22 protein-coding genes are annotated in these 26,490 nt (G+C 66.9%); 10 read left to right on the top strand and 12 right to left on the bottom strand.

The genetic code is table 11. The features are described from left to right. Positions 1-92 precede the first annotated feature (92 nt). A complete protein-coding gene (ndvB, locus tag LT948_RS02600) occupies positions 93-2,702 on the bottom strand; it encodes a glycosyltransferase NdvB (protein WP_033995925.1) in 2,610 nt (869 codons plus the stop codon). A gap of 211 nt (positions 2,703-2,913) precedes the next feature. Here ndvB and tcdA point away from each other — a divergent pair, with 211 nt between their 5' ends. Further along, positions 2,914-3,726 (top strand): tRNA cyclic N6-threonylcarbamoyladenosine(37) synthase TcdA, encoded by an 813-nt coding sequence (gene tcdA / locus LT948_RS02605; RefSeq protein WP_003086553.1) that lies wholly within the window; start codon positions 2,914-2,916, stop codon positions 3,724-3,726. Here the strand turns inward: tcdA and LT948_RS02610 are convergent, their stop codons facing one another. Further along, positions 3,727-4,455 (bottom strand): 4'-phosphopantetheinyl transferase family protein, encoded by a 729-nt coding sequence (locus LT948_RS02610; protein WP_023092105.1) that lies wholly within the window; start codon positions 4,453-4,455, stop codon positions 3,727-3,729. It abuts the gene before it with no gap. A 227-nt stretch (positions 4,456-4,682) separates the two neighbouring features. Continuing rightward, positions 4,683-5,471 carry a dienelactone hydrolase family protein gene (locus tag LT948_RS02615; protein ID WP_019486595.1) on the bottom strand — a complete coding sequence of 263 codons (789 nt, stop codon included), beginning with the start codon at positions 5,469-5,471 and terminating at the stop codon, positions 4,683-4,685. 175 nt (positions 5,472-5,646) lie between these two features. Here LT948_RS02615 and LT948_RS02620 point away from each other — a divergent pair, with 175 nt between their 5' ends. From LT948_RS02620 to loxA, 3 genes are all read left to right on the top strand, one after another. Next, positions 5,647-6,318: a polysaccharide lyase family 7 protein gene (locus tag LT948_RS02620; protein ID WP_019486594.1), complete on the top strand. Its 672-nt coding sequence runs from the start codon at positions 5,647-5,649 to the stop codon at positions 6,316-6,318. A 499-nt stretch (positions 6,319-6,817) separates the two neighbouring features. Further along, positions 6,818-7,138, top strand: a complete 321-nt coding sequence (locus LT948_RS02625; RefSeq protein WP_003082401.1) for a hypothetical protein — start codon at positions 6,818-6,820, stop codon at positions 7,136-7,138. Positions 7,139-7,215: 77 nt separating this feature from the next. After that, entirely contained in the window at positions 7,216-9,273 is a 2,058-nt protein-coding gene (loxA, locus tag LT948_RS02630; protein ID WP_023099838.1) for a lipoxygenase LoxA, read from the top strand. A gap of 43 nt (positions 9,274-9,316) precedes the next feature. On the opposite strand, the gene LT948_RS02635 is transcribed toward loxA, so the two are convergent. Then, complete coding sequence (locus LT948_RS02635) at positions 9,317-10,051, bottom strand: TerC family protein (RefSeq protein ID WP_009315477.1); 735 nt, start codon at positions 10,049-10,051, stop codon at positions 9,317-9,319. Positions 10,052-10,507: 456 nt separating this feature from the next. On the opposite strand from LT948_RS02635, the gene LT948_RS02640 reads away from it, so the two are divergent. After that, positions 10,508-11,704, top strand: a complete 1,197-nt coding sequence (locus LT948_RS02640; protein ID WP_003133821.1) for a lytic murein transglycosylase — start codon at positions 10,508-10,510, stop codon at positions 11,702-11,704. Between the two features lie 31 nt (positions 11,705-11,735). On the opposite strand, the gene LT948_RS02645 is transcribed toward LT948_RS02640, so the two are convergent. The 6 genes from LT948_RS02645 to napE are packed head-to-tail and all read right to left on the bottom strand — an operon-like array spanning position 11,736 to position 16,319. Then, positions 11,736-12,332 carry a cytochrome c3 family protein gene (locus LT948_RS02645; RefSeq protein WP_003082412.1) on the bottom strand — a complete coding sequence of 199 codons (597 nt, stop codon included), beginning with the start codon at positions 12,330-12,332 and terminating at the stop codon, positions 11,736-11,738. A 10-nt stretch (positions 12,333-12,342) separates the two neighbouring features. Next, positions 12,343-12,834, bottom strand: a complete 492-nt coding sequence (locus LT948_RS02650; RefSeq protein WP_003082414.1) for a nitrate reductase cytochrome c-type subunit — start codon at positions 12,832-12,834, stop codon at positions 12,343-12,345. 10 nt (positions 12,835-12,844) lie between these two features. Beyond that, positions 12,845-15,349, bottom strand: coding sequence for a nitrate reductase catalytic subunit NapA (gene napA, locus LT948_RS02655; protein WP_003107632.1), 2,505 nt, complete (start codon positions 15,347-15,349; stop codon positions 12,845-12,847). Next, positions 15,330-15,659 carry a chaperone NapD gene (locus tag LT948_RS02660; RefSeq protein WP_003082422.1) on the bottom strand — a complete coding sequence of 110 codons (330 nt, stop codon included), beginning with the start codon at positions 15,657-15,659 and terminating at the stop codon, positions 15,330-15,332. Before LT948_RS02660 ends, napA begins: the two co-directional genes overlap by 20 nt. Continuing rightward, the gene (napF, locus tag LT948_RS02665; protein ID WP_073657020.1) at positions 15,652-16,143 is read right to left on the bottom strand and encodes a ferredoxin-type protein NapF; all 492 of its coding nucleotides are present in this window, start codon (positions 16,141-16,143) and stop codon (positions 15,652-15,654) included. Before napF ends, LT948_RS02660 begins: the two co-directional genes overlap by 8 nt. An 8-nt stretch (positions 16,144-16,151) precedes the next feature. After that, positions 16,152-16,319 carry a periplasmic nitrate reductase, NapE protein gene (napE, locus tag LT948_RS02670; RefSeq protein WP_003082429.1) on the bottom strand — a complete coding sequence of 56 codons (168 nt, stop codon included), beginning with the start codon at positions 16,317-16,319 and terminating at the stop codon, positions 16,152-16,154. A gap of 221 nt (positions 16,320-16,540) precedes the next feature. Here napE and LT948_RS02675 point away from each other — a divergent pair, with 221 nt between their 5' ends. The 4 genes from LT948_RS02675 (at position 16,541) to LT948_RS02690 (ending at position 22,707) form a co-directional block, all read left to right on the top strand. Then, positions 16,541-17,143: an outer membrane protein gene (locus tag LT948_RS02675; RefSeq protein ID WP_003082431.1), complete on the top strand. Its 603-nt coding sequence runs from the start codon at positions 16,541-16,543 to the stop codon at positions 17,141-17,143. Between the two features lie 79 nt (positions 17,144-17,222). Further along, positions 17,223-17,900 carry a two-component system response regulator PhoP gene (gene phoP, locus LT948_RS02680; protein WP_003082436.1) on the top strand — a complete coding sequence of 226 codons (678 nt, stop codon included), beginning with the start codon at positions 17,223-17,225 and terminating at the stop codon, positions 17,898-17,900. Continuing rightward, positions 17,897-19,243, top strand: a complete 1,347-nt coding sequence (gene phoQ / locus LT948_RS02685) for a two-component system sensor histidine kinase PhoQ (RefSeq protein WP_003086574.1) — start codon at positions 17,897-17,899, stop codon at positions 19,241-19,243. The genes phoP and phoQ overlap by 4 nt, the downstream gene beginning before the upstream one ends. Positions 19,244-19,344: 101 nt before the next feature. Next, on the top strand, positions 19,345-22,707 hold the full coding sequence (locus LT948_RS02690; protein WP_003086577.1) for a diguanylate cyclase: 3,363 nt from the start codon (positions 19,345-19,347) through the stop codon (positions 22,705-22,707). Positions 22,708-22,710: 3 nt separating this feature from the next. Here the strand turns inward: LT948_RS02690 and LT948_RS02695 are convergent, their stop codons facing one another. Then, entirely contained in the window at positions 22,711-23,712 is a 1,002-nt protein-coding gene (locus LT948_RS02695) for an AraC family transcriptional regulator (RefSeq protein ID WP_003133812.1), read from the bottom strand. A gap of 335 nt (positions 23,713-24,047) precedes the next feature. Here LT948_RS02695 and dctA point away from each other — a divergent pair, with 335 nt between their 5' ends. Then, positions 24,048-25,358, top strand: a complete 1,311-nt coding sequence (dctA, locus tag LT948_RS02700; protein ID WP_003082442.1) for a C4-dicarboxylate transporter DctC — start codon at positions 24,048-24,050, stop codon at positions 25,356-25,358. A 74-nt stretch (positions 25,359-25,432) separates the two neighbouring features. Here dctA and LT948_RS02705 read toward each other — a convergent pair whose 3' ends face one another. Next, positions 25,433-26,323 (bottom strand): LysR substrate-binding domain-containing protein, encoded by an 891-nt coding sequence (locus LT948_RS02705; protein WP_024947007.1) that lies wholly within the window; start codon positions 26,321-26,323, stop codon positions 25,433-25,435. Positions 26,324-26,490: the final 167 nt, after the last annotated feature.

Here is a 26,490-nt window from a genome sequence, read left to right on the forward strand (position 1 = left end):
CGAGCGGAAAGGGGGAATCTTAAAGCATAAACGTGGGCGAAGGGACGCCGTTTAGGCGAGCGGGGCCGGCCGTCCCGACGCCTCGCCCGACCTCAACCGCCGATCTGCTCGGCGCCGCCGGCCAGTTCCTCGCGCGGTTTCGGCAGCGACGAGAGCAAGGCCATGACCAGCGCCGCCAGGTAGGGCAACGATTGCACCAGGAGCATGGCGACCCAGATCAGCAGGTCGCGGCTCGGCACGCCCTGAACCGCCACGATGCCGGCCGCCGCGCCCCACAGCAGGAGCATCACGAAGACTTCCTCGCGGGCCTCCGCCAGGGCCACCAGCAGGCCGTGGCTGGAGCGCATCTTCGGCGTGCGGAAGAACGGGATGCCGCGGGTGACGAAGCCGTACAGCACCGCCTTGGCGATGGTGTGCGAGAGCGACAGGCCGGCGAGGGCGGCGAAGAACGAGTCGCGCAGGTCGACGCCGACGGTGCGCCGGTAGAGGAAGAGGATCTTGCCGACCTTGAAGGCGAACAGGGCCAGCGGCAGGATCGCGAAGATCAGCAGCGGCGGGTCGACGCGCTTGGGCACGATGATCATCGCCGCCGACCAGAGCAGCGCGCCGAGGGTGAAGAAGATGTTCAGGCCGTCGGCGATCCACGGCAGCCAGCCGGCCACGAAGTGGTAGCGCTGGCCGCGGGTCAGGCGGCTGCCGTCGGGACCGCGGCCGCGCAGCAGGGCGTCGGTATGCCGCTTCATGATCTGGATCGCGCCGTAGGCCCAGCGGAAGCGCTGCTTCTTGAAGTCGATGAAGGTATCGGGCATCACCCCCTTGCCGTAGCTGCGCTCGAAGTAGGCGGCCGACAGGCCCTTCTCGAACACCCGCAGGCCCAGCTCGGCGTCTTCGGTGATGCACCATTCCGGCCATCTCAGCTCGTCCAGCACGCTGCGCCGGATCATGGTCATGGTGCCGTGCTCGATGATCGCGTCGCGGTCGTTGCGGGTGACCATGCCGATGTGGAAGAAGCCCTTGTACTCGGCGTAGCAGAGCCGCTTGAAGGCGCTCTCGTGCTGGTCGCGGTAGTCCTGCGGCGACTGCACCACGGCGATCCGCGGGTCGCCGAAGTGCGGCACCATGTGCCTGAGCCAGTCGGGGTCGACGCAGTAGTCGGCGTCGATCACCGCGACCACCTCGACGTCCGCCGCCACGTGGGCCAGGGCGAAGTTCAGCGCGCCGGCCTTGAAGCCTTCCAGCGGGGCGACGTGGAAGAAGCGGAAGCGCTCGCCCAGGCGCGCGCAGTGCGCCTCGACCGGCTGCCAGACGGCCGGGTCGCGGGTGTTGTTGTCGATCACCAGGACTTCGTAGTCCGGGTAGTCGAGGCGGGCAAGGGCGTCGAGGGTCTGCTTCAGCAGTTCCGGCGGCTCGTTGTAGCAGGGTACGTGGATCGACACTTTGGGCCGATAGGCCTGCGCGGCGGTGATCGGCAGGAATGGCCGGCGCCGCTTGCGCGTCCAGACCGCCTCGGCCAGCTCGTGGGCCTCGGTGAACAGCACGATGACCACCCCCAGCGCGCCGACGCCCAGCAACGCGCCGACGGTCAGGCTGAACCAGGTGCTGTACTGCTGGCTGTAGTCGTAGGCGATCCACACCAGCACCGAGGCGCAGGCGAACGAGACCACGGCGAGGAAGGTCCTCCCGCGCTGGCGCAGCGAGGAACTGTCGATCAGCAGCAGGGTGAAGGCGAGTACCGCGAGTACCGCCGAGGCGATGGCCAGGGCGCGCCACTTGGGAATCGGCACCACCGGCCCGGTGAAGTTGAACTTGGCCTTGCGGTCGGCGTTGTAGACGCCCCAGTAGGCGCCCACCGAGCCTTCGGCGCTGACCTTCCAGGGCTGGTCGAAGGCTTCGATGACGAAGTAGCTGTAGCCTTCGCCGTTGAGCGCGTTGGTCAGGCGCCGCAGGTAGATGGCCTGGTCCGCGGGTGTCGCCTCGGCGCTGCCGCGCATGCGCCCGTTGCTCGGCCAGCCGACCTCGGCGAGCAGCAGCGGCTTCCTCGGGAAGGCGGCCTTGAGTTCGCGCGCGCGTTCGAGCACGAAGTCCACCGCGTCGGCCACCGGCGTAGCCTCCCAGTAGGGCAGGACGTGGGCGGCGATCAGGTCGACGTGTTGCGCCAGTTCCGGGTGTTCGCGGTAGACGTGCCACTGTTCGGCGGTGGTCACCGGAACCTTGACCGCCGCGCGGACCCGGTCGAGGTAGGCGATCAACTGTTCCGCCGTCACCTCGCGGCGGAACAGCGCCTCGTTGCCGACTATCACCCGCACCACGCTCGGCGACTCGTTGGCGATGCGGATGGCGCGGGCGATCTCGGCCTCGTTGCCGGCCAGGTCCGGGCCGAGCCAGATGCCCAGGCTGACGCGCAGGCCGAACGCCTCGGCCAGCGCCGGGATGTCGCCGAGCGCGCCCTGGACCGAATAGGTGCGGATGCTGTGGGTGTGCCGGGCGACCAGTTCCAGGTCGGCGCGCATCTGTTCGGCGCTGGGGTAGCGGCCGCTCTGCGGATTCTGGTTGAGGCGGAACGGCGAGAAGGAGAAGCCGGAGATGCGTTCCGGCCAGTCCGGTACGCTGACCGGACGGTTGTACAGGGCCCAGATGCCGGTGAAGAGGGCGGCCAGGGCGACGATTACCACCAGGTTGAGCCCGATCTTGCGTGAAGACATAGAGATGAAACCAGGTTCCGGATGTTTCGCTGAACACGGGGCGGCGGATGCTACCCCGCACCCCCCGGGGTGTACAGGCGCCGGGCCGGCGGGTCTGTTGCAAGTCTAGTCCGGCCTGCGCGACGAGCCGTAAGAACGCAGGCGACGCGGCGGCCGCGGCTTTTTATAATGCGCGCGGCAATCCGCGATTCGGTTTCAGAGGTGGTTGGTGATGCAGGTGGATGAACAGCGCTTCGGCGGTATCGGCCGGTTGTACGGTCGCGAGGGGCTGCAACGCCTGGCCGATAGCCACGTCGCGGTGGTCGGCATCGGCGGGGTCGGTTCCTGGGCGGCGGAAGCGCTGGCCCGCAGCGGCGTCGGCGAGATTTCCCTGTTCGACCTCGATGATGTCTGCGTGACCAACACCAACCGCCAGGTGCATGCCATCGAAGGCTCGGTGGGCAAGGCCAAGGTCGAGGTGATGGCGGCGCGCATCCGGGCCATCAACCCGGCCTGCCGGGTCCACGCGGTGGCCGATTTCGTCACCCGCGAGACCATGGCCGAGTACATCGTCGACTTCGACTACCTGATCGACTGCATCGACAGCGTGGCCGCCAAGGCCGCGCTGATCGCCTGGTGCAAGCGGCGCAAGATCCCGGTGATCACCACCGGCGGCGCCGGTGGCCAGGTCGACCCGACGCAGATCCAGGTCGCCGACCTGAACAAGACCTTCAACGACCCGCTGGCGGCCAAGGTGCGTTCCACCCTGCGCCGCGACTACAACTTCTCGCGCACGCCGGGGCGCACCTACAGCGTGCCCTGCGTGTTCTCCAGCGAGCAGCTGCGCTACCCGAAGCCGGACGGCACGGTGTGCCAGTCGAAGAGTTTCGTCGGCGAAGGGGTGAAGCTGGACTGCGCCGGCGGCTTCGGTGCAGTGATGATGGTCACCGCCACCTTCGGCATGGTCGCCGCCGCCCGCGCCGTCGAGCGCCTGGCGGAAGGCCGCGCGCTGCGGCCGTCGCGGCGCACGCCGGGGAACGCCTGATCAGGCGCCGACCGCCACCAGGCTGAGCAGGCGTTCGTCGAGCACGGCGAACTGGGCATCCAGCTCGCTGCCGTGGCGCCACTCCGGCGACAGGTCGGTGAGCAGGCGCAGCCGGGCCTGGCCGTCGGCGCGCCATTCCAGCAGTTCCGCATGTTCGAAGTAGAAGCGCTTGCCCACCAGCGGATAGAGCGCCTTGAACAGGCTTTCCTTCAGCGAGAACGCCAGGGTCACCAGCAGGCCGGTGCGTCGCTCCAGGTCGTCGGCGAAGCGCAGGCGCTCGCCTTCGGTGAGGATCTCGCCATGCAGGTAGCGCGCCCGTTCGGCTTCGAGCAGGGTTTCCACGTCCAGGCCGAGCCCGCGCCAGTCGCCGCGCGCCGCCACCAGGGCGGCGGCCCAGCGGTCGCCATGGGTGATCGAGCCGCTGATCGCGGCCGGCCAGACCGGTGCGCGGTCCTCGCCGACGGCCGGCGTCTGGGCGCGGCCATCGAGGGCGAACAGGGCGGCGCGTGCGCAGAGGCGCCCGGCGAGGAACTCGGCCTGGCGCTTGGCCACCGCGCGGAGGATGTTCGCCGGCGGCTGGATGCCGGCCAGGGCGAAGTCGCCGGGTTGCAGCAGCGCCGGGTCGAAGCGGGTGCTGCGCAGTTGCACGCCGGGCAGCGCGAGGGGCAGCGGCCAGCGGTCGTCCAGCGGGGTGCAGAAGGAGGGGAGACGGTCGTTCATGGCGCGCATTGTGCCGGTTCCCGACGTGGCCCACCAGTCACGCGACGCTTACACAAGATTGCAAAAGCGCAACAAAGGAAAACGGACCGCAAGGCCCGGTTTTGACAGACTGCGCCGCGCATTCCAGTGGAATGCAGGTGAGGTTGTTTGTTGATGACGGGATACTGTCCTGTCTCGACCTTTCAAGACGGGAGTCCCTCCGGGGACTCCCGTTTTTTTATGCGTCGGCGCTGGGTTCAACCCTGCCCGAAGATGTCCTTGAGGAACGCCTGCAGGTCTGCCCAGGAGCGTCGGTCGGCCTGGCGGTCGTAGCCGATGTCCAGGCCGTGGCCCTTGTGCGCGTCGGCGTCGGGGTTGGTGAAGCCGTGTTTGGCGCCGTCCTGGATCACCACCCGGTAGTCGGCGCCGGCGGCGCTCAGTTCCTGTTTCAGGGCGTCGAGGTCCTTGGCCGGGACCAGGCTGTCGGCGCTGCCGTGCTCCACCAGGATCTTCGCCTTGACGCTGCCCTTGCTGGCCGGGGTGGCGGTGCCGAGGGCGCCGTGGAAGCTCGCCACGCCGGCCAGCGGCAGGCCCTGGCGGGCCATGTCGAGGACGATCTTGCCGCCGAAGCAGTAGCCGATCGCGGCGATCTGGCTGGGATCGGTCTGCGGTTGCCGCTTCAGCAGTTCCAGGCCGGCGAGGAAGCGCGCCTTGGCGGCGTCGGCATCCCGGGTCGCGGCCTGCATGAAGGTCATCGCGTCCTGCGGGTGCTCGGTGTGCTTGCCTTCGCCGTACATGTCGATGGCCAGGGCGCTGTAGCCGAGTTCGGCGAGGTCGCGGGCGCGGCGCTTGGCATAGTCGTTGAGCCCCCACCATTCGTGGACCACGATGACCCCAGGGCGGATCCCCGGCTTGCTGTCGTCGTAGGCGAAATAGCCGACCATGCGCGTGCCGTCTGCGCTCCGGTAAGGCATCTCGCGGGTCTGGATAGCGGCCTGGGCGCTGGCGGCGCAGGCGATGAGCAGCAGGGCGCAGAACAGGCGCATGGCATCTCTCCGTGAAAGGGTCCCCGATCAAGATAGACGCTTGTGCGCGGGACGCGGGGAAAACCCTCGGTGCCGGCCTTGCGCCGCTCAAACGTGGGCCATTCGGCCAGGCAAAGGGTGCGCCGCTCATCTACCCTATGGGCGAGTCCCTTCCCCTCGCTAGGACACCGTCTGGATGCCTGACCTGAGTACCTGGAACCTGACCATTCCCCAGGGCCGCCCGGCCATCACCATCTCCACCAGCCAATTGCAGCGCGACTACCGCAGCGACTATTTCCAGCGCACCGCCGACGGCATTCGCTTCTGGGTGCCGGTCAACGGCAGCCACACGCGCAACAGCGAGTTTCCGCGCAGCGAGTTGCGCGAGACCTTGTCCAGCGGCAGGCCCTACAACTGGCGTTACGCCAGGGCCGACAACTGGCTGGAGGCGACCCTGAGCATCGAGGCGGTGCCCTCGACCCGGCGCATGATCATCGGCCAGATCCACAGCGATGGCAGCAATAGCGGCCAGGCCGCGCCTCTGGTGAAGCTGCTCTACCAGTTGCGGCTCGACCAGGGGCGGGTCCAGGCGCTGGTCCGCGAGCGGCCGGACGATGGCGGGACCAGGGCCTACACGCTGATGGACGGGATTCCTCTCGGCCAGTCGTTCAGCTACCGCATCGGCGTGTCTCGCAGCGGATTGCTCAGCGTGTCGGTGAATGGCAGCGCCCTGGAGCAGCAACTGGACCCGCAGTGGGCCTACCAGGGCCTCTATTTCAAGGCCGGACTCTATCTACAGGACAACCGCGGGCCGTCCAGCGAGGGCGGGCGGGCGACGTTCAGCGAGCTGCGCGTTAGCCATCAATGAGCGGTCGAGGCGTCTGCGCCGCGGACTGCGCGTTGCCGTGGCATTTTGCAACTGCCAGATCTGGCAGGCGCGGAAGAGAGGAAACCGGGCGCGGGAAAAAATATCCGTATCGTTCCAAGGGGAAATAGGTCTCACGATCCGCTGATTCTGGTACTTCAGTACATGAAATCGCCTTGGCGGATCGCCCCGAATAAATGCCACGTTCTGCGCAACGCCCTGCCGGGTTTGCACAATGGGTCGAGGCCTGGCGGGATAAAATCGGCTATTGCCGTTGTCCGGCGTAGTTCTTTGCAAGTCAAAAGTTTGCCGTCAATAATTATTGTGGATAACTATTGTTTCAGGCTTTTCCTGTCAACTGTGCGAAGCGTCAGCTTATTGCCGATTTTCCCTCTCGCTATTGCTTTCTCCACGTTCCGAAGAAGTTCGGACGTACAGGTTTCTTTGCTGTTTTCAGCGAGAACCATTCGTTTCGATCATTTGAATACGTGGAGATTCAGACATGAAAAATCAGGTGAATGCCCTGGCGGTTCTAAGTGTGGGTGAAATCGAACAAGTTTCTGGCGCCGGGACTTTCCTGGGCGATGCCATCATCAATGGCGTCTACGCGGCCAACTCCTTCCTGAACTCGCCGCTGTTCTCCAGCATCGGCAACGCGGCCAGCGCCATCGGCCTCAACCGTACCCACGAGCTGGTCGACCTGCTGGCCTTCCAGGTGCCTTCGGTGGCGGCGATCACCGTCGGCAAGATTCTCGGCGGGACCGACAACCACAATGTTCCGTTGCATTACAACAAGGAAAGCGGCGAAGGGCTTTACAGCTGATCGCAACCTGTTGAAAGAGCGATTCGATGCTCAGGCATCGAGTCGTTCCTGGTTAATGCATTGATGGAGTCGATGATATGAAACGCAGGAGTGTGCTCTTGTCGGGTGTCGCCCTGAGTGGAACCGCACTGGCCAATGACTCGATATTCTTTTCGCCCTTGAAATACCTCGGGGCGGAACAACAGCGATCTATCGATGCCTCGCGAAGTTTGCTGGACAACCTGATTCCGCCGAGTTTGCCGCAATATGACAACCTGGCCGGAAAGTTGGCGCGGCGTGCGGTATTGACCAGCAAGAAACTGGTATATGTCTGGACCGAGAACTTCGCCAATGTCAAAGGCGTGCCGATGGCCCGCTCGGTGCCGCTGGGCGAGTTGCCGAATGTCGACTGGCTGTTGAAGACCGCCGGGGTGATCGTCGAGCTGATCGTCAATTTCGTCGCCTCGTTGCCGGCGTCGGCCGCCGCGCAGTTCGAGCGGATCGCCGCCGGGCTCAGCGGCGATCTGGAAGCGGCGCGCCAGGTCCACGAGGCGTTGCTGGAGGAGGCGAAGAACGATCCGGCCGCGGCCGGCAGCCTGCTGCTGCGCTTCACGGAATTGCAGACGCGGGTGATCGCCTTGCTGACGCGGGTCGGCCTGCTGGTCGACGACATCCTCAAGAGCGCCAGCAACCTGGTTACCCAGGGTGGACAGGGCGACGGCCTGAATCGCTTCCGCGCGGTGTTCGGCACCCTGCGCCTGCCGGAGGTCGCCGACAGCTTCCGTGACGACGAAGCGTTCGCCTACTGGCGGGTGGCCGGGCCTAATCCGCTGCTGATCCGCCGCGTCGATGCGCTGCCGGCCAACTTTCCGCTGGGCGAAGAGCAGTTCCGCCGGGTGATGGGCGCCGACGACAGCTTGCTGGAGGCCGCCGCCAGCCGCCGCCTGTACCTGCTGGACTACGCCGAGCTGGGCAAGCTGGCGCCGTCGGGAGCGGTGGACAAACTGCTCACCGGGACGGGCTTCGCCTATGCGCCGATCGCCCTGTTCGCCCTTGGCAAGGATCGGGCGAGGCTATTGCCGGTGGCCATCCAGTGCGGCCAGGACCCCGCTACCCATCCGATGTTCGTGCGTCCCGCCGAGTCGGAGAGTGATCTGTACTGGGGTTGGCAGATGGCCAAGACGGTGGTCCAGGTCGCCGAGGAGAACTACCACGAGATGTTCGTCCACCTGGCCCAGACCCACCTGGTGAGCGAGGCGTTCTGCCTGGCCACCCAGCGCACCCTGGCGCCCAGCCATCCGCTGCACGTCCTGCTCGCCCCGCACTTCGAGGGCACCCTGTTCATCAACGAGGGGGCGGCGCGGATCCTGTTGCCCAGCGCGGGCTTCATCGACGTGATGTTCGCCGCGCCGATCCAGGACACCCAGGCCACCGCCGGCGGCAACCGGCTGGGGTTCGACTTCTACCGCGGCATGTTGCCGGAGAGCCTGAAGGCGCGGAACGTCGACGACCCGGCCGCGTTACCGGACTACCCCTACCGCGACGACGGCCTGCTGGTGTGGAATGCGATCCGCCAGTGGGCGGCCGACTACGTGGCGGTGTACTACGCCAGCGACGGCGACGTCATCGGTGACGTCGAACTGGCGGCCTGGGTCGGCGAAGTGATCGGCAGCGGCAAGGTGGCCGGGTTCCGCCCGATCACCGGTCGCAGCCAACTGGTCGAGGTGCTGACCATGGTGATCTTCACCGCCTCCGCGCAGCATGCGGCGGTCAATTTTCCCCAGCCTTCGATGATGACCTACGCGCCAGCGATCTGCGCCATGAGCGCGGCGCCGGCACCGGACTCGCCGAGCGGCAAGAGCGAGGCCGACTGGTTGAAGATGATGCCGCCGACCCTGGTGGCGCTGGAGAAGGTGAACATCTATCACCTGCTCGGTTCGGTCTACCACGGTCGCCTCGGCGACTACCGGCAGACCGGGTTCCCCTACGCGCCGGTGTTCTCGGACAGGCGGGTGACCGCCAGCGGCGGCCCGCTGGAGCGCTTCCAGGCACGTCTGAAAGAGATCGAGGCGACCATTCGCACGCGCAACCAGGCGCGCCGCAGGCCCTACGAGTACCTGTTGCCGAGCCGGATCCCGGCGAGCACCAATATCTGAGACGGAGAAAGAGGACGGGGCGCCCCTGGGCGCCCCGTCGCTCTTAGCGGCCTTCGCTTTCGGCGGCGGCCGTCGGCGCGGCATGCCGCTGCTTCAACTGGCGGCGCGCCAGGAGGCTACCGAGGAGGATCACGAACAGCGCGCCGAAGGCCGCCGCACCGTAGTGCAGGTAGGAATCCCATTGCGCGTAGGGCGCCAGCCAGGGTTTCAGCGCGCTGTCGGTGAGCAGCATGCCGCCGGCGATCCAGCCGAGCAGGCCGCCGCCGAAGAGGATGATCAGCGGGAAGCGGTCGATCAGGCGCAGGATCAGCTGGCTGCCCCAGACGATGATCGGGATGCTGATCAGCACGCCCAGGGAGACCAGGAAGAAATCCCCGGCCGAGGCGGCGGACAGGGCGATGACGTTGTCCAGGCTCATCACCGCGTCGGCGATGATGATGGTCTTGATCGCGCCGAGCAGGTGGGTGCTGCCCTTGATGTCGTCGCCGTCCTCCTCCTCCGGCAGCAGCAGCTTGATGCCGATCCACAGCAGCAGGAGCGCGCCGATCGCCTTGAGGTAGGGCAGGTCGAGCAGGTGCAGGGCGAAGAACAGCAGCAGGATGCGGATCAGGATGGCGCCGGCGACGCCGCCGAAGATCGCCTGCTTGCGCCGGTGCGCCGGCAGGTGCCGGCAGGCGAGGGCGATGACTACGGCATTGTCGCCGCCCAGGAGGATATCGATGGCGACGATCTGCAGCAGGGCTGTCCAGAACGTCGGGTCGCTCAACCAGTGGATCAAGGTTGTACTCCGAAACGTGTAGTGAGGGTGGAAAGCCCGGGGCGGTGGCGGGTGGCGGCCGCCCGGCTTTCCTGCGGTGGTCTGGGACCGTCGGGGCCGGCTCCGGCTTGTGGACGGAGGCGGGGAACACTGCTTGGACAGGCGAACGCCCGGCCAGTGCCCGGAAAACGGACGCGCGGGTGGCGCAGCGCGTTCGGGCACGGATGTGACGCGGCGGATCGGCCGCGAGACACCCGGCATGCGTATTCCGTCGCCAGTCTGCCCGAGCAAGGTTTCACCCGCCTTTCAGGGCGGAGATGGCGCCGCACCCGGCGGGACGGTAGGCTAGTGGCCCGTGTGGCTGACTCGACCAGTCGAACGCCGATCACCGAGTCAACCGTACAGGCCACCAGGCCTTCGGCGCCGGGGGAAGCCCGCCGGTGCCATGGATGACCGTTCACCGTACAAGGAAACCCCATGCGCAGCCTTCTTCTCTCCTCGCTGGCCCTGCTACCCGCCCTGGCCCTGGCGCAACCCGACGCCTCGAGCTTCCCTTCCTGCCTCGCCGGCCTGCAGAAGAAGGCCCAGGCGCAGGGCATTTCCGCCGACAGTTATGAGCGCTTCACCAGCGGCCTGCAGGCCGACCTCAGCGTGCTCGACCTGCTCGACGCGCAGCCGGAGTTCACCACCCCGCTGTGGGACTACCTGGCCGGCCTGGTGGACGAGCAGCGGGTCAGCGATGGCAAGGCGATGCTCGCCCAGCACGACAAGCTGCTCGACCAGGTGGCCGCGCGCTACGGCGTGGACAAGTACACGGTGGTGGCGGTGTGGGGCGTGGAAAGCGACTACGGGCGGATCTTCGGCAAGCGTCCGCTGCTGACCTCGCTGTCGACCCTGTCCTGCTACGGGCGCCGCCAGTCGTTCTTCCAGGGCGAGTTCCTCGCCACCCTGAAGCTGTTGCAGGCCGGCGACATCCGCGACGCCGGCATCACCGGCTCCTGGGCCGGGGCCTTCGGCCATACCCAGTTCATGCCATCGACCTACGCGCGGATCGCCGTGGACTTCGACGGCGACGGTCGTCGCGACCTGGTAGGCAGCGTGCCGGATGCCCTCGGTTCCACCGCCAACTACCTGAAGAAGGCTGGCTGGCGCACGGGACAGCCGTGGGGCTATGAAGTGAAGGTGCCGGCCGACTTCCCCGCCAGCCTGGCCGGGCGCGGCAAGCGCCAGCCGCTGTCGGCCTGGGTCGCCCGCGGGGTGAAGCGGGCCGACGGCCAGCCGCTGCCGGGCGGCGACGAGAAGGCCGCGATTCTCCTGCCGACCGGGGCCCAGGGCCCGGCCTTCCTGGTCTATCGCAACTACGATGCGATCTATTCCTACAACGCCGCGGAAAGCTACGCGCTGGCCATTGCCCTGCTTTCCGACCGCCTGCGCGGCGGCAGCGGCCTGGTGGCGTCCTGGCCGACCGACGACCCGGGCATCAGCCGGCTCGAGCGCAAGCAATTGCAGAAGGCGTTGCTGGCGCGCGGCTACGACATCGGCGAGGCCGACGGGCTGATCGGCACCAGCACGCGCAAGGCGATCCAGGCCGAGCAGAAGCGCCTCGGCCTGACCCCGGCCGACGGTCGCGCCGGGCGCAAGATCCTCGAGGCGCTGAAGGGCGCCCAGCCCTGATTGCGCCGCGCCGCCCGGTCCGCGGGCGGCGCTACCAGCCCTTCACCCCGGTCATGTCCGGCAGGTGGTGGGCGATCCCCTTGTGGCAGTCGATGCAGGTGGCTTCGCCGCTGGCCAGGGCGGTGGAGTGCATCTGCCGCGCGCGCACGCTCTGCCGGGTGAAGTCCATGAACTCGAAGTTGTGGCAGTTGCGGCATTCCAGCGAATCGTTGGCCTTGAGCCGCGCCCATTCGTGCTCGGCCAGCTCGCGGCGGTGGTCGAGGAATTTCTCGCGGGTGTTGATGGTGCCGAAGATCTTGCCCCAGACCTCCTTGGAGGCCTGCATCTTGCGCGCGATCTTGTCGGTCCACTTGTGTGGCACGTGACAGTCGGGACAGGTGGCGCGGACTCCGGAACGGTTGCTGTAGTGGATGGTGTCCTTGAGTTCGACGAACACGTTGTCGCGCATCTCGTGGCAGGAAATGCAGAAGGTCTCGGTGTTGGTCGCCTCCAGGGCGGTGTTGAAGCCGCCCCAGAAGACGATCCCGGCGATGAAGCCGCCGAGGGTGAGGAAGCCCAGGCTAAAATGCACGCTGGGACGACGCAGGACCCGCCAGTAACCGGCCAGCCAGGCGATGAGTGCTTTCATGCGGCCTCCCTCAGGGTTTGCGCGCCGCATTGGCGGCTTCTTTCTCGAGGATCTGGTCGATGTTCTCGAAGCGGTTGTCGACCAGCGGCTTTACGTCCTGTTGCGGCACATGGCACTGCACGCAGAAGTAGCGGCGCGGCGAGACGGCGGCCAGCGGCTGGCCGTCGCGGTCCATGTAGTGGGTGATGCTGATCATCACCGCCTGGGTTCGCGCGCTGTTGGCGCGGCTGTGGCAGGACAGGCACTTGTTGCTGTCCTTGTCGATGCGATAGCCGACGATGCTGTGGGGAATGGTCGGCGGCTGCTCGGGGTAGTTGCGCTCGCGTTTCAGGTCCTTGTTTTCCTCGGCCGCCAGCGGCGGCGCGGGGCGGCTTTCGGCCAGCGTGCCGCCGGGGCGGCGGCCGTCGGGGGCGGGCGCGTCCAGCGGGTAGCCGAGGTCGGCGGCGAAGGCCGCGGGGGCACCGAGCAGGACGAGGAGCAGGGCAGTCAGCAGAGGTTTCATGGCGCGCTCCTCAGGCCAGGTTGAGCAGTTCGATGCGAACGGCGCACTTCTTGTAGTCGGTCTGCTTGGAAATCGGGTCGGTGGCGTCCAGGGTGACCTTGTTGATCAGCTTGTTGGCGTCGAAGAACGGCACAAACACCAGCCCCTGGGGCGGCTTGTTGCGCCCGCGGGTCTCGACCCGCGCGCGGATCTCGCCGCGCCGGCTCACCACCTTGACCTCGCTGCCGCGGCGCAGCTTGAGCTGGCGCGCATCCTCCGGATGCATGTAGACCAGCGCGTCGGGCACCGCCTTGTACAGCTCCGGGACCCGCGCGGTCATGCTCCCGGTGTGCCAGTGTTCGAGCACCCGGCCGGTGGCGAGCCAGAACGGGTAGTCCTGGTCCGGCGCCTCGGCCGGCGGCTCGTAGGGCAGGGCGAAGACGATCGCCTTCTTGTCCGGATAGCCATAGAACTGTACGCCGCTGCCCTTGCTCACGTAGGGGTCGTAGCCCTCGCGGTAGCGCCAGCGGGTCTCCTTGCCGTCCACCACCGGCCAGCGCAGGCCGCGCGCCTCGTGGTAGGCGTCGAAGGGGGCGAGGTCGTGGCCGTGGCCGCGACCGAAGGCGGCGTATTCCTCGAACAGACCCTTCTGGATATAGAAGCCGAATGCGTCGACCTCGTCGTTGGCGTAGCCCTTGGCCAGGTCGCTGGCCGGGAAGCGGTCGACCTGGCCGTTGCGGAACAGCACGTCGTAGAGGGTCTTGCCCTTCAGCTCGGGGGCCTTCGCCAGCAGTTCCGCGGGCCAGACCTCGTCGGTGGTGAAGCGCTTGGAGAATTCCACCAGTTGCCAGAGGTCGGACTTCGCCTCGCCCGGTGCCTTCACCAACTGGTGCCAGAACTGCGTGCGGCGCTCGGCATTGCCGAAGGCGCCTTCCTTCTCCACCCACATGGCGCTGGGCAGGATCAGGTCGGCGGCCTGGGCCGAGACGGTGGGGTAGACGTCGGAGACGATCACGAAGTTGTCCGGGTTGCGCCAGCCGGGCAGCACTTCCTGCATCACGTTGGGACCGGCCTGCATGTTGTTGCTGACCTGGGTCCAGTAGACGTTGAGCACGCCGTCCTTGAGCATCCGGCTCTGCTGCACGGCGTGGAAGCCGACCTTCTCCTGGATGGTCCCGGCCGGCACCTTCCAGATCTTCTCCGCGGTTTCCCGGTGCTTCGGGTTGGTCACCACCAGGTCGGCGGGGAGTCGGTGGGAGAAGGTGCCGACCTCGCGCGCGGTGCCGCAGGCCGAGGGCTGGCCGGTGAGCGAGAAGGGGCTGTTGCCCGGTTCGCTGATCTTCCCGGTGAGCAGGTGGATGTTGTAGATCAGGTTGTTCGCCCAGACCCCGCGGGTGTGCTGGTTGAAGCCCATGGTCCAGAACGACACCACCTTGCGCTTGGGGTCGGCGTAGAGTTCGGCGAGGGCCTTCAGCCGCTCGGCGGGCACGCCGCTTTCGCGCGCGGTGCGCTCCAGGGTATAGGGCTTGACGAACTCGGCGAAGGCCTTGAAGTCGATGTCGCTCCAGGTGTTGGCCTTGTCGGCGTTCTTCGCCTTCTTCTCCAGCGGGTCGTCCGGGCGCAGGCCGTAGCCGATGTCCTCGGCGCCATGGGCGAAGCGCACGTGGCGCTCGACGAAGTCGCGGTTCACCGCGCCGCTCTCGATGATGTGGTTGGCGATGTAGTTGAGGATGATCAGGTCGGTCTGCGGCTTGAACACCATGGGCAGGTCGGCCAGCTCGAAGCTGCGGTGCTCGAAGGTGGACAGCACCGCGACCTTGACCTGCGGCGCGCTGAGCCGGCGGTCGGTGACCCGCGACCAGAGCACCGGGTGCATCTCGGCCATGTTCGAGCCCCAGAGGACGAAGCTGTCGGTGGCCTCGATGTCGTCGTAGCAGCCCATCGGCTCGTCCATGCCGAAGCTGCGCATGAAGCCCATCACCGCCGAGGCCATGCAGTGGCGGGCGTTGGGGTCGATGTTGTTGCTGCGCAGGCCGGCCTTGAACAGCTTGTTCGCCGCATAGCCTTCCCAGACCGTCCACTGGCCGGAGCCGAACATGCCGACCGACTCCGGTCCCTTGGCCTTGAGCGCGGCCTTGAACTTCTCGGCCATGATGTCGAAGGCCTGTTCCCAACTGATCGGCTGGAACTCGCCCTGCTTGTCGAACTTGCCGTCCTTCATGCGCAGCAGCGGGCGGGTCAGGCGGTCGCTGCCGTACATGATCTTCGACAGGAAGTAGCCCTTCACGCAGTTGATCCCGCGGTTGACCTCGGCCTTGATGTCGCCATGGGTGGCCACCACCTGGCCGTCGCGGGTGGCGACCATCACGCTGCAACCGGTGCCGCAGAAGCGGCAGGGGGCCTTGTTCCAGACCAGGCTGGTGACGTCCGCCTCGGTCACCAGGTTGCTGGCGCGGACCAGGATCGGCAGGCCGGCCGCCGCCGCGGCGATGGCGGCGGCGTTGGCCTTGGCGAATTCACGACGGGTGAGGTTCATCGATTGTCTCCTCGGGCGAGCACGGTATCGCGCGGTCGGTCATGGCCGCCGCGTCGTTGCTATCGTCGTCGTGCAGGATCTCGTGGTAGACCAGCACGGCGTTGAGCACTCCTGGCAGGTTCTGCAACTGGCCCAGGGTGTCGAGAATCTGTTCTTCGCGTTCGGCTTCCAGCACCAGGATCAGCTTGCCCTGCGGGCTTTCCTGGTAGATCTCCAGGCCGTCGAGCAGCGCCAGGTTGGCCTTCACCGCCGGCAGTCGCTCGGGCCGGCAATGCAGGATGAGGCTGGCGATCTGCAGGGCTTCAGGCATGTCGTGGAAACTCCTTGGTGGATAGCGCGCGCAGTTGGATGGCCTGGCTCGGACAGGGCGCCAGGCAGGCGCCGCAGCCGTTGCAGCGCTGGCTGTCCAGCTCGGCCAGGGCGACGCCGCCGGGAGCCGGGCGGAAGCGGATCGCGGCGGGTTCGCAGGCGTCCTGGCAACTGCGGCAGTGGATCCCGGCCAGGGCCAGGCAGGCTTCGCCGATCGTGGCGATCCAGGGGAAGGCCGGGCGCGCGCCATCGAACAGGCCGGCCTCGCAGCGGCTGGCGCATTCCCCGCACAGCGTGCAGCCGGCGCTGGAGAGGTCGAGTTCGACGAGCCGACCGGCGCCGAGCTTCAGCACGCCTTCTGGGCAGGCCTCGACGCAGGCGGCGCAGCCTGTGCAGCCTTCGGCGAAGTCGGCGGCGGTCCACGGCGGGCGCCGCGTCGGCGGGTGCCCGCCGAGGCGGCGGAACAGCTCTCGGCGACTGCTCATACCCGACCTCAGGCCGGCGGCCCGGGCGGGCCGGCCAGTAGCTGGTACATCCAGACGCAGAAACCGAAGCCGCCGACCAGGGCGACGGACAGCAGCGGGAACAGGCAGATCACGAGGAACAGGAAGAGCCTGGCTTCCATGCCCTTGACGCGTCCCTGGTCGGGTTGTTCGTTCATTGGCCCAGCCTCTGTGCAGGCGACTGTAGAAAGCCTAGACCCTACTTGCAGTACGGGCAAAAACCTCGCCGAGCCGGCGCGCGGCAGCCTGGAAACAGAGCGTTCGCCGGCAAACGCGAGTCGTTCAGCCCGGGTTCAGCAAGCGTTCAGGGGCGGTTCAGTACCCTGTCCGTACTCTGCAAGCCGTGAACGACACGACTCTCGCAGAACGGAGAAACACCATGAAAGCACTCAAGACTCTCTTCATCGCCACCGCCCTGCTGGGTTCCGCCGCCGGCGTCCAGGCCGCCGACAACTTCGTCGGCCTGACCTGGGGCGAGACCAGCAACAACATCCAGAAATCCAAGTCGCTGAACCGCAACCTGAACAGCCCGAACCTCGACAAGGTGATCGACAACACCGGCACCTGGGGCATCCGCGCCGGCCAGCAGTTCGAGCAGGGCCGCTACTACGCGACCTACGAGAACATCTCCGACACCAGCAGCGGCAACAAGCTGCGCCAGCAGAACCTGCTCGGCAGCTACGACGCCTTCCTGCCGATCGGCGACAACAACACCAAGCTGTTCGGCGGTGCCACCCTCGGCCTGGTCAAACTGGAACAGGACGGCAAGGGCTTCAAGCGCGACAGCGATGTCGGCTACGCTGCCGGGCTGCAGGCCGGTATCCTGCAGGAGCTGAGCAAGAATGCCTCGATCGAAGGCGGCTATCGTTACCTGCGCACCAACGCCAGCACCGAGATGACCCCGCATGGCGGCAACAAGCTGGGCTCCCTGGACCTGCACAGCAGCTCGCAATTCTACCTGGGCGCCAACTACAAGTTCTAAATGACCGCGCAGCGCCCGCGAGGGCATGCTTCGATGGCCGGGCCGGAAGGTCCGGCCGCATCTCATCCGGAGGAACCTCATGAAACTGCTGGTAGTGGAAGACGAGGCGCTGTTGCGCCACCACCTCTATACCCGCCTGGGTGAACAGGGGCACGTGGTGGACGCGGTACCGGATGCCGAGGAAGCCCTCTACCGGGTCAGCGAATACCACCACGACCTGGCGGTGATCGACCTCGGCCTGCCGGGCATGAGCGGCCTGGACCTGATCCGCGAGCTGCGTTCGCAGGGCAAGTCCTTCCCGATCCTGATCCTCACCGCCCGCGGCAACTGGCAGGACAAGGTCGAAGGCCTGGCCGCCGGGGCCGACGACTACGTGGTCAAGCCGTTCCAGTTCGAGGAACTGGAAGCGCGCCTGAACGCGTTGCTGCGACGCTCCTCGGGGTTCGTCCAGTCGACCATCGAGGCCGGTCCCCTGGTCCTCGACCTGAACCGCAAGCAGGCGCTGGTCGAGGAGCAACCGGTGGCGCTGACCGCCTACGAATACCGCATCCTCGAATACCTCATGCGGCATCACCAGCAGGTGGTGGCCAAGGAACGCCTGATGGAGCAGCTCTATCCCGACGACGAGGAGCGCGACGCCAACGTCATCGAGGTGCTGGTCGGCCGCCTGCGGCGCAAGCTGGAGGCCTGCGGCGGCTTCAAGCCGATCGATACGGTGCGCGGCCAGGGCTACCTGTTCACCGAGCGCTGCCGGTGATCCGTTCCTTGCGCATCCGTCTGATGCTCGGCGCCGCCGCCCTGGCGGTGCTGTTCATGCTGGCGCTGCTGCCGGCCCTGCAGCGGGCCTTCGGCATCGCCCTGGAGAACACCATCGAGCAGCGCCTGGCCGCCGACGTGGCGACCCTGGTCTCGGCGGCGCGGGTGGAGAAGGGCCGCCTGGTGATGCCCGAGCACCTACCGGTGGAGGAGTTCAACCTGCCGGAGGCCAAGGTCCTCGGCTATATCTTCGACCAGAATGGCGATCTGCTCTGGCGCTCCACCTCGGCGGCCGACGAGTCGATCAACTACACGCCGCGCTACGACGGCCGCGGCAATGAATTCCACACCACCCGCGACGCGAAGGGCGAGGAGTTCTTCGTGTTCGACGTCGAGATCGACCTGCTGCGCGGCAAGCAGGCGGCCTACAGCATCGTCACCATGCAATCGGTCAGCGAGTTCGAGAGCCTGCTCAAGGGGTTCCGCGAGCAACTCTACCTGTGGCTCGGCGGCGCCCTGCTGGTCTTGCTCGGGCTGCTCTGGCTAGGTCTGACCTGGGGCTTCCGGGCGATGCGCGGGTTGAGTTCCGAGCTGGACCAGATCGAATCCGGCGAGCGCGAGAGCCTGAGCGAGGAGCATCCGCGCGAGCTGCTGCGCCTGACCCACTCGCTGAACCGCCTGTTGCGCAGCGAGCACAAGCAGCGCGAGCGCTACCGCCACTCCCTCGGCGACCTGGCGCACAGTCTGAAGACGCCGCTGGCGGTCTTGCAGGGGGTCGGCGACCAGCTCGCCGAGGAGCCCGGCAACCGCGAGCAGGTGCGGGTGCTACAGGGCCAGATCGAGCGCATGAGCCAGCAGATAGGCTATCAGTTGCAGCGCGCCAGCCTGCGCAAGAGCGGCCTGGTACGCCATCGCGAGCAACTGGCGCCGCTGGTGGAGACCCTGTGCGACGCGCTGGACAAGGTCTATCGCGACAAGCGGGTAAGCCTGCAGCGGGACTTCTCGCCGTCCTTCAGCGTGCCGGTGGAGCGCGGCGCGCTGCTGGAACTGCTCGGCAACCTGCTGGAGAACGCCTATCGCCTGTGCCTGGGCCGGGTCCGCGTGGGCGCCCGGCTGGGGCCGGGTTACTCGGAGCTGTGGGTCGAGGACGATGGTCCCGGAGTGCCTGCCGAACAGCGCGCACGAATCATCCGCCGCGGCGAGCGCGCCGATACCCAGCACCCGGGGCAGGGCATCGGCCTGGCCGTGGCGCTGGACATCATCGAGAGCTACGACGGCGAACTGAGCCTGGACGATTCCGAGCTGGGCGGCGCCTGCTTCCGCATACGTTTCGCTACAGTCTGAGACTTGGCGGCCGTTACCTACGTCTGAGGTGTTTCCGCGCTACGCTGAAGTCTGTTCGGCTGGCGCAGTTCCTTTGACGCAGGTACCGGGGATTCGAGCGGATGTTCAGTGGCAAAACCGACGACAGGGGCTTGTGGGCGGGCATCCAGGCCGGTGTGCTGTTCTTTCTCGCCGCCCTGGCCTGCATCTACCTGTCGCGCCAGCCTGCCACCATCGCGGCGATCTGGCTGCCCAACGCGATCCTCACCGCCGCCCTGCTGCGCGCGCCGCTGCGCCAGTGGCCGGCGATCCTGCTCTGCTCCGCCGTGGCCAACCTGGCGGCCAACCGCCTGTATGGCGACAGCCTGTGGATGAGCGCGGCGTTCCTGCCGGCCAACCTGAGCGAAGCGATCTTCGCCGCGATGCTGTTACGCATCAACCGGGTGCGCGAGGACTTCGAGTTCAACCTGCATTCGGCGGTTCGCGTGCTCTGGGCCGGCGCGCTGATCCCGCCCTTGCTCGGTGCCTCGGTGGGCGCGGTGCTGGTCAGCGTCTTCGGCATGGGGCGTTTCCCGGAAATGTGGGCGCGCTGGTACGTGGGCGATGCGATGGGCATGCTCGCGCTGCTGCCGTTGTGCATGGCCAGCAACCTGGCGGCCTGGCGTCACGCTCTGTCGGGGCGGGCGGGAGTGGACAACGCGATGCTCCTGCTGGTGACCCTGGTGATCAGCTTCGTGGCCCTGACGCGCCTGCCCTACGCCTTCATCTACGTGCTCCTGCCGCTGCTGGTGGCCGCCGCCAGCACCAGCGTGTTCGGCACCGCGCTGATCGGCTGCCTGAACACCTGTTTCATCGCCGTGCTGATCGCCCTCGGCGTGTTCGTCCCCGAGTCGTCCCAGCAGCGTTTCGGCGAGCCGCTGCTGTACCTGCCGATGGCCTTGACCCTCATTCCCGCCTTCCTGGTCTCGGTGATCATGGAGCGCAGCCGCCGCGAGCAGCATCAGGTGGCCATCGGCGAGGCGCAGTTCCGCGGCGCCATGGAATTCTCGGCGATCGGCATGGCCCTGGTGTCGCTGGAGGGGCGGCTGTTCAAGGTCAACGAGGCGCTGTGCCGGATGCTCGGCTATTCCGCCGAACGCCTGGGCGAGCTGTCGTTCCAGGAGATCACCTATGTGGACGACCTGGAACTGGACCTCGACCTGGTGCGCGACCTGCTCGCCGGGCGTATCAACTCCTACCAGATGGAGAAGCGCTACCTGCGCCAGGACGGCGAAACCTTCTGGGCGCGCATCAGCGTGTCGCTGGTGCGCGACGAGGAGGGAGTCGCCCAGTACTTCGTCACCCAGGTGGAGGATATCGACAGTCGCAAGCGTGCCGAGCTGGAGCGCGAGCGCCTCGCCGAACGGATCAAGCTGGCCACCGACGCCGGGCAGATCGGCATCTGGGAGTGGGACCTGGCGCGCAACCGCCTGCACTGGGATTTCCGCATGTTCGACCTGTACGGCATCCGCAGCGGTCCCGGGGAGACCACGGTGGAGCAGTGGAAGGCGAGCCTGCATGCCGAGGATCACGACCGCGTGCTGCGCGAGCTGGAGCGCGCCGTCAGCGGGTTGCAGAAATTCGACTGCGAGTTCCGTATCGTCCGCCCCAACCGCGAGGTTCGCCACCTGCGGGCGATCGCCACGCTGACGCGCGACGAGGACAACCGTCCGGTGCGGATGATCGGCATCAACAGCGACATCACCGAGATCCGCACCCTGGCGGAAACCCTGCACGAGGAAAAGGAACGCCTGCAGGTGACCCTGTATTCCATCGGCGATGCCGTGTTGACCACCGACGCCGGCGGCCGCGTGACCTTCATGAACCCGGTGGCCGAGGCGATGACCGGCTGGACCTTGCAGGACGCCATCGGCGCGCCCCACGAACTGGTCTTCAACGTGCTCGACAGCGACACCGGCGAGGCCCTGGAAAGCCCGGTGCGACGCTGCCTGCAGAACACCCGGGTGTTCTACCTGGAGGACGGCGCCACGCTGATCAGCCGCAAGGGCGAGCAGCACGATATCCAGAATTGCGCGGCGCCGGTGCGCACCCGCGATGGCGAGATCATCGGCACCGTGCTGGTGTTCCAGAACGTCACCAAGGCCCGGGCGATGCAGCGCGAGCTGAGCTATCACGCCTCCCACGATGCCCTCACCGGGCTGTTCAACCGCACCAAGTTCGAGGAGGAGCTGCAACGCGCCCTGGCCAACGCCCAGGAGCGGGCGACCCAGCATGCGCTGTGCTTCATCGACCTCGACCGCTTCAAGGTGGTCAACGATTCCGCCGGGCACGCGGCGGGCGACATGCTGCTGCGCGAGCTGAGCCGGATTCTCGCCGACCGCACCCGCGCCTCCGACACCCTGGCGCGGCTGGGCGGCGATGAGTTCGGCCTGCTGCTGTTCGATTGCGACCTGGCGGAGGCGGAGCAGGTGGCGAGCAAGCTCATCGAGCAGATCTGCTCGGTGCGCTTCCCCTGGGAAGGGCGGCTCTACGACGTGGGCGCGAGCATCGGCATCACCGCCCTTACCGCCACCTCGCGCAGCACCAGCGAACTGATGAGCCAGGCAGACGTGGCCTGCTACGCGGCCAAGCATGCCGGGCGCAACCGGGTTTCGGTGTACCAGTTCGGCCATGAGGAAGTGGAGCGCCAGCACCGCGACATACTCCTCGCCAGCGGGCTGCGCGAGGCCCTGGAGAACGACCGCTTCCAGTTGCAGGCGCAGGAGATCGTCCCGGTCGGCCCCCGGCGCGACGGCGACCGGCACTACGAGCTGCTGCTGCGACTGTACGATCCGGATGGCCAGATGACTCCGCCGGGCGCCTTCATCCCGGCCGCCGAGCGCTTCAACCTGATGGCCAGCATCGACCGCTGGGTGATCAACGAGGCGCTGATCAACTTCGGCGCGCGGATCGCCGCGGTGGAGGGCCTGAGCATCGGCATCAACCTGTCCGGCAACTCGCTCAACGACCCGCTGTTCCTGCCTTACCTGCTGGATCGCATCGAACACTCGCCGCTGAGGCCGGAGCGCCTGTACTTCGAGCTGACCGAGACGGCGTTGATGAACCAGTTGTCGGTGGCTTCGCGGATCGTCGCCAAGCTGCGCGACCTCGGCTGCAAGGTGGCGCTGGACGACTTCGGCTCCGGCCTGAGTTCCTTCAATTACCTGAAGAATTTCGTCGTCGACGTGATCAAGATCGACGGCAGCTTCGTCCGCAACCTGGACAAGAGCCCGGTGGACCAGGCCATCGTCGACTCCATCAACCAGATCGCCCACCGCCTGGGCGCGGTGACCGTGGCCGAGTTCGTCGAGAGCCGGGAAATCCTCGATCACCTGGCGCGCCTCGGGGTGGATTTCGCCCAGGGCTACGCGGTCGGGCGGCCACAGCCGTTCGCCACGGTGCTCGACCAACTGCGCAGCGGGCTTCGTCGCCAGGAGCTGGGCTGAGCTTCAGGCTTCCGCCTGGTGCCGGTACGCGCCGGGGGTGAGGCCGGTCCACTTCTTGAACGCGCGATGGAAGGCCGAGGGCTCGGAAAAGCCGAGCTGCTCGGCGATGTCCTGGATCGACAGCTCGTCCCGACCCAGGTGGTAGATCGCCAGGTCGCGGCGCAGGTGGTCCTTGAGTTGCTGGAAGCTGCCGCCTTCCTCGCGCAGGTGGCGTCGCAGGGTCTGCGAACTCATGTGCAGCTGGCGGGCGACCTGGTCGAGGTCCGGCCAGCGCCGGCAGTCGCGGCCGAGCAGGCGGCGGATCTGGCTGGTCAGGCTGTCGCCGCCGTCCGGGCGCGCCAGCAGGTCGGCGGGAGAGTGCTGGAGGAACTGCTTGAGGGTGCGTTCGTCCTGCAGCAGCGGCATGCCCAGGTAGCGGGCGGCGAACAGCAGGCTGGTGCAGCCGGCGGAAAACCGCCGGGGGCAGGGAAACAGCAGGTCGTACTCGGCCTGGTGGTCCGGCGCCGGGTAGCTGAAGGTGGCTTCCTCCAGGCGGATGCGCTGGCCGATCAGCCAACTGGCGAGGCGGTGCCAGATCACCAGCAGGCTTTCGGCGAGAAAGTGATCCGGGTCCGACAGGTGGCGTTCCTCGAGGCTCAGGCGCACCAGGTCGCCTTCGCGCCGCAGGTGGATCAGCGGCGCCTGGGGGAACAGGCCGTAGAACAGTTCGCCGCGCTGCAGGGCCTTTTCCAGGGTCCGGCAATGAATCAGGGTGTGGCACATCATGGCGAAGGTGCCGCGCTTGCTGCGGACTTCGCCGAAGCCCATGTATTCGTCGTCCAGCACTTCCCAGAGCAACTGCATCAGGCGGGTGAACTGCTCCGGCGCGATGCGTGCCCGCGGTTCGTCCAGCAGGGCCGGCTGGATGCCGGCGCGACGCAACAGGGCGGGGCCGTCCAGGCCTTGGCGCGTGGCCCCGCGCAACGCGGCGCGGACGAAATGGCTGGCGATGGTGCGCTCACGCATGGCGGCGTCCTTGTTGTTGGAACGGCGATGGTAGGGCGCCACCCGGAAGACGACAAGGGTGGTGGCGGACTCCCGCCATGCTCGCGCGGCACAGCCGGCCCGCCGGGCGGTAATCCGCCACGCTTAGCCCGCTATGCAATTTTCATTTTTTATTTAACTTGTTGATATATAAGGATTTTATTTAGAGAAAGAGCATCCTGGCACAGCCTCTGCAATGCCTGGGCAAGGTTCCGCCGCGGCGGTTCACGACAAAAAATCTCCCCAGCAAGGGGGGTAACGCTACCGGTGAGCGCGTTCCAGGGAACTGGCGAAGCGCCCCCGTGAGGACTCTGCCCATGACCAAACAACCCTTCTACAAGAGCCTGTACGTGCAGGTTCTGGTCGCCATCGCCATCGGTATCGCGCTCGGCCACTGGTACCCGGAAACGGCGGTGGCGATGAAGCCGTTCGGCGACGGCTTCGTCAAGCTGATCAAGATGGCCATCGCGCCGATCATCTTCTGCACCGTGGTCACCGGCATCGCCGGCATGCAGAGCATGAAGTCGGTCGGCAAGACCGGCGGCATGGCGCTGCTGTACTTCGAGGTCGTCTCCACCGTGGCCCTGATCATCGGCCTGGTAGTGGTCAACGTGGTCCAGCCGGGCGCCGGCATGCACGTCGACCCGAACACCCTCGACACCAGCAAGATCGCTGCCTACGCCGCTGCCGGCGAGAAGCAGAGCACCGTCGACTTCCTGATGAACGTGATCCCCGGCACCGTGGTCGGCGCGTTCGCCAACGGCGACATCCTCCAGGTCCTGTTCTTCTCCGTGCTCTTCGGCTACGCCCTGCATCGCCTGGGCAGCTACGGCAAGCCGGTGTTCGAGTTCATCGAGCGTGTCTCCCACGTGATGTTCAACATCATCAACGTGATCATGAAGGTCGCCCCGATCGGCGCGTTCGGCGCCATGGCCTTCACCATCGGCGCCTACGGCGTGGGTTCGCTGGTGCAGCTCGGCCAGCTGATGCTGTGCTTCTACATCACCTGCATCCTGTTCGTGCTCATCGTCCTCGGCGGCATCGCCCGCGCCCACGGCTTCAGCATCCTGCGCTTTATCAGGTACATCCGCGAGGAACTGCTGATCGTGCTGGGCACCTCGTCTTCCGAGTCGGCTCTGCCGCGGATGATCGACAAGATGGAGAAGCTCGGCTGCAACAAGTCGGTGGTCGGCCTGGTGATTCCCACCGGTTACTCCTTCAACCTCGACGGCACCTCGATCTACCTGACCATGGCCGCGGTGTTCATCGCCCAGGCCACCGATACGCCGATGGACATCACCCACCAGATCACCCTGCTGCTGGTGCTGCTGATCGCTTCCAAGGGCGCCGCCGGCGTCACCGGCAGCGGCTTCATCGTGCTCGCCGCGACCCTTTCCGCCGTCGGCCACCTGCCGGTCGCCGGCCTGGCGCTGATCCTCGGCATCGACCGCTTCATGTCCGAAGCCCGCGCGCTGACCAACCTGGTCGGCAACGGCGTGGCCACGGTAGTGGTTTCCAAGTGGTGCAAGCAGCTCGACGAGGGCACCTTGCAGCGCGAACTGGCCGGCGAGGGCAACGCTTCGTCGCCTGCCAGCGATATTCCGGTGGGCGGCCGCGAAGCGGTCTAAGCTCAAACCTGTTCGGCAGGGGGAAGTGAAGAGCTCCCTGCCGCCCTTCGAACCCGCCCTCGTGGCGGGTTTTTTTATGCCTCGGCAGCGGCCTGCTCGCGCAGCCAGGCGAGGAACAGCGAGAGGGGTGCTCGTTGCGCCGCTCCTGGCAGGCTCACCGCGTAATAGGCGAAGCGGCTCGGCCAGGGCCGCTCGAGGGCGACCGCCAGGCGGCCGCTGGCGATCTCGGCGCGGGCATGGATCTCCCGTACCAGCGCGATACCCTGGCCGGCCTCGGCGGCGCGAACCAGCAGCAGGTCGTCGGCGAAAGCCGGACCTCTCTCGCTGCGCGGGTCGTCCTCCACCCCCATCGCCCGCAGCCACAGGCGCCAGTCATTGCGCTCCGACTCCTGCAACAGCGGGTAGGCCAGGCAATCGATCGCTTCGCGGATCTCAGGGCCTTCCGCCAGCAGGCGCGGGCTGGCCACCGGGATCAGCGGCGGGGCCATCAGCGCCTGCACGTCGAGTCCGGGGTAGTCGCCGAGCCCGTGGCGGATGGCGACGTCGATTCGTTCCCGGCGCAGGTCGGCGAGCAGTGCCGTAGCCTCCACGCGGACTTCCACCTGCGGGTGCGACGCGCTGAATTGACCGAGGCGCGGCACCAGCCAGGTGGCGGCGAAGGAGGGCTCGGTGCTGACCGTGAGGGTCTGGCGGGCATTGATCGCCTCCAGCTGGGCAAGGCTCGTGGTGATCTGCTCGAAGGCCTGGCGGAGGCCGGGATAGACCTGCTCGCCCTCCGGCGTCAGGCGCATGCCATGGCTGAAGCGCTGGAACAGGACGACGCCGGTGCGCGCCTGCAGAGCCCTGAGCTGCTGGCTTACCGCGCCGGGAGTGACGCCCATGGCCGCGGCCGCGCGGGTGAGATTGCCATGGCGGGCGGTTTCGACGAAAGCGCGTAGCGCGAGGAGCGGGAGGACGGCACCCATGAATTCAGTTTTTCTATAAACAGGTTGTAGAAAGGATCGTTTTTCATCCGCCGACCTGGGCTTCAGCATGTGTGGCGAAACGAGAGACTTTAGCCTAGCTGCTTTCTTCGGTGTGCGGGAAGCGGCCGAGGCGGTTTCCCCGGTCGGCGCCGCCCCCATCGCCCAGG

The sequence above is a fragment of the Pseudomonas sp. CP-1 genome (assembly GCF_021213715.1).
In the GTDB taxonomy this organism is placed as follows: domain Bacteria; phylum Pseudomonadota; class Gammaproteobacteria; order Pseudomonadales; family Pseudomonadaceae; genus Pseudomonas; species Pseudomonas aeruginosa.